Raw genomic sequence first — 3,879 nt, 5'->3', positions numbered from 1 at the left:
ATACCCCTTCGGTTACCAACTCCACAACCACAGAAAACACCCAGACCAACTCCGGTCTCTCCATCACCCGTCATGCTGTCGATAGTGCCGAGGTCAACTATTTTTATATTACCGGCATCACCAACGGCACCCTCTTTCTGAACGATGGCACGACACAGGTATTCAATGGTCAATTTCTCACCAACGCCCAGGTGGGAGCCAAATTGCGTTTTACACCTACCCCCGGCATGACCTCGGCAGGAGGCAACCTGTTCAGCTTTACCGTACAGGCCAGTACCCTGAACGATGGAACCCTGCTCAGCACTCCGGTGACAGCCTACATTACAGTCAATTCAGTCAATGATCCGCCGCAACACACTCTGCCAGCAGCGCAAAGTGTTGCTGAAGATGTTGCCCTGGTTTTCAGTACCGGCAACGGCAATGCCATCACCATGAACGATGATGCCAGTGAAACCGGATCATCCGTAAAAACCACCTTGTCGGTTACCAAAGGTAAACTGACCGTGGCTGCTTTGGCCGGAGGAACCATTACCGGCAACAATTCGGCTACGCTGGTATTGACCGGACCGGTAGCCTGGATCAACAGTTTGTTGGAAGGTATGAGCTACCAGCCCAACAGCAATGTTTTCGGTGCCGATACATTGCAGATTGTTAGCAACGACCAAGGCAACAGTGGGGCCGGAGGGGTGAAAAGCACCACGGACAGTTTGGGAATTACCATCGTGCCCATGGCGGATACTCCTGCGGTGACGGCGGCAACCAGCAACGAGGATACACAAACCAGTAGCGGTTTGCTGATCAGTCGCAATGCGGTCGATGGTGCCGAGGTGGGCTATTTCAAGATTACCGGTCTCAACACCATTCCAGGCACACTCTACCAGAATAACGGCACAACAATAATCAACGAAGGTGATTTTATTACCTTTGCCCAGGCCAATGCCGGATTGCGATTTACCCCTGCAGCCAATGTCCACGGGCTGTTTAGCTTTACCATTACCGCCGCAACTTTAGCTAACAACATCGGTTTGGGTGCCTCGACTACGGCAAATCTGACCATTAACGCTGTCAATGATGCGCCGGTCAATACGGTTCCCGCTGCCCAGTCGCTAGCGGAGGATGGTTCGCTGACCTTCAATAATGCCAACAGCAATCTGCTTTCTGTCAGTGATCTGGCGGATACTGCCCAAAGTGGTGCAACCGATCAACTATCGGTCACTGTAGCGGTTTTGCATGGTATCGTGAACGTGACAACGGGAAGCGGAGCGACCGTCGGTGGCAACTCCTCCGCCACTGTCACCTTGTCCGGTACTGCCGCACAGATCAATGCCGCTTTGGATCAACTGCTCTACACCCCAACGGCCAATTATAATGGTAGCGATAGCTTGACTTTGACCAGCAATGATCTGGGCAACACAGGATCTGGGGGCAGCAAAAGCGATAGCGATAGTGTAACCATTGCTGTCAATGCCATCGCCGATACCCCTTCTGCCACCTCTGCAACCACCAACGAAGATATGCAAACCAGCAGCGGTCTGGTGCTCAGTCGCAATGCCGGGGATGGCAGTGAGGTAGGTTTTTTTCAGATCACCGGTATTATTGGGGGAAGCCTGTTTTTGCAGGATGGGGTAACCCCGATCAACAATAATGACTTTATCAGCTATGCCCAAGGCCAGGCCGGATTATGTTTTACCCCGACCAGCAACTATAATTCGACAGCCAATGCTCCCTTTCAATTTACGATACAATCTTCTCTCTCGGCCAGCGCAGCCGGATTGGGCGGGGCAACGGTGGTTGTACCGATTACCGTCAACCTGGTAAACGATCGACCCCTGTTGAGTGCGGGCGCCAGCAGCAGCTTTACAGAAAATGGTGCAGCACAGGTGGTGGATGGCACAGTGACCATCAGTGATGTCGATCACAGCCAATTAAGCAGTGCCACAGTTCGCATCAGCGGCAACTATCAGAGTGGTGCCGATCAGTTATCCTTTGTCAATACGGCTGCGATTATCGGCTCCTGGGATGGGACAAGCGGCACCTTGACCTTGAGTGGTGTAGCTTCCCTGGCCGATTATCAGGCCGCTTTGCGTGCGGTGACCTATAGCAATAGCAGTGAAGCCCCCTCGGCCAACATGCGCACCATCACCTTTATGGGCAATGATGGTGTTGATAATTCACTGCCGGTGACTGCTACGATTAACGTCATCGCGCAGGCTGATTTGCCACAGATTACCGCCGGTAATGGCTATGCCCTGAGCTTTACAGAGGGTGATGCCTCCCCTCTGCTCAACCCCCTGTTGCAGGTGGCCGATCTGGATGACAGCAATCTGGAAGGGGCGGTGATCCAGATCAGTAGTGGTTATCACTCTGCGGAAGATCAGTTGCTGTTTAGCAATGCCAACGGTATCACCGGTGCCTGGAACAGTATAACCGGTATATTGACCTTGAGCGGCAGTGCAACCCTTGCCCACTATCAGGCCGCCTTGCAGAGCATTCGTTACCAGAATAATGGCGGGGATCAGCCCACAGTTGGCAGTCGTAGCGTGAGCTATACTGTCAATGATGGCGATGGCAACAGCGCTGCTGTCACCTCCACGCTTGCTGTGACAGCGGTTAACGATGCCCCAACCTTGAGCGGCAGCGGCAGTTTGACCTTTACAGAAGGGGACAATGCCACGGTGCTGGATGGCAGTTTGTTGCTGGCAGATGCCGATAACAGTACCTTGAGTTCGGCCGTGTTGCGCTTTACCAATGGATTTATTTTTGGCGAGGATGCGCTAAACTTTACCGATATTCATGGTATCGGCGGCACATGGGACTCCTTGTTTGGTGTTTTGACCCTGCAGGGGGTTGCCACTATCGCCCACTATCAAGAGGCGTTGCGTTCGGTTGTGTATGCCAATTTGGCCGCAGACAATCCCAGTGCTGCCGTGCGTACTCTGACTCTGACTGTCAATGATGGCAGCAGCGATAGCGTGGCACTTCCCTTTCTGCTCGATGTATTGTCTGTGGATGATCTGCCCGTGCTTGCCGCCGGAAAATTGTTGGCATACAGCGAAGGTGATGGCAGTCAGGTTATTGATGATGGGGTGGCAATCAGCGATCTGGATCATGGCACACTGGCTTCGGCACTCATTCAGATAGGCAGCGGCTATGTTGTCGGTGAGGATCTGCTCTCCTACAGTGGCGGTTTGACCTCTTTGTGGGATAGCGCGACCGCTACCTTGACTCTCTCTGGAAACGCCTCCCTGGCGACCTATCAATCGGCACTGCAAAGTATCACCTACAGCAATCTGGCCGGTGACAGCCCTACTGCCGGTCTGCGCACAGTCCATTGGCTGGTCAACGATGGTATCTCCGACAGCCTGTTGGTAAGCAGTACCATCCAGGTGAGCGCCATCAATGATCGTCCGTTGCTCAGTTCCGGGGGCAACCTGCTCTATACCGAGGGCGATGGGGCAAAGGTTTTGGATGGTTTGGTCACCGTCAGTGATGCCGATCATGCCACCTTGCAACGCGCCAGATTGGTCATTGCCAGCGGTTATGTCAGCGGTGAGGATCAACTCTCCTTTGTCAATCAGGCAGGGATTAGTGGCAGTTGGGATGACAGCAGCGGCTCTTTGGTGCTCAATCTGACCGGGAGTGCCGCACTCGCCGATTATCGCGATTTGTTGCGCGCCATTCAATACAACAACCTTGCTGGAGAGAATCCAACGCCAGGGCAACGCACCGTACAATGGTTGGTCGATGATGGTACGGATGAAAGCATTGTGGTGAGCTCGACAGTGGATGTGGTGGCGGTCAACGATGCCCCAGTGGCGGTTGCTGGCAACAGCATCACCTATAGCGAAGATGGCGTGGCGCAAACCCTGCTCAGCGGCA

At 53.6% G+C, this 3,879-nt stretch carries 1 protein-coding gene; it reads left to right on the top strand.

Going from position 1 to position 3,879, the window contains the following annotated elements:
- On the top strand, positions 1-3,879 hold a 3,879-nt coding region (locus EJP87_RS18005), incomplete at both ends, for a beta strand repeat-containing protein (protein ID WP_227657660.1).

Origin of the sequence: Candidatus Magnetaquicoccus inordinatus (genome assembly GCF_004217665.1) — a bacterium.
Taxonomy (GTDB): Bacteria; Pseudomonadota; Magnetococcia; order Magnetococcales; family Magnetaquicoccaceae; genus Magnetaquicoccus; species Magnetaquicoccus inordinatus.
Note: the sequence above shows the minus strand (reverse complement) of the source record. Positions and strands in the feature narration are given on the sequence as shown.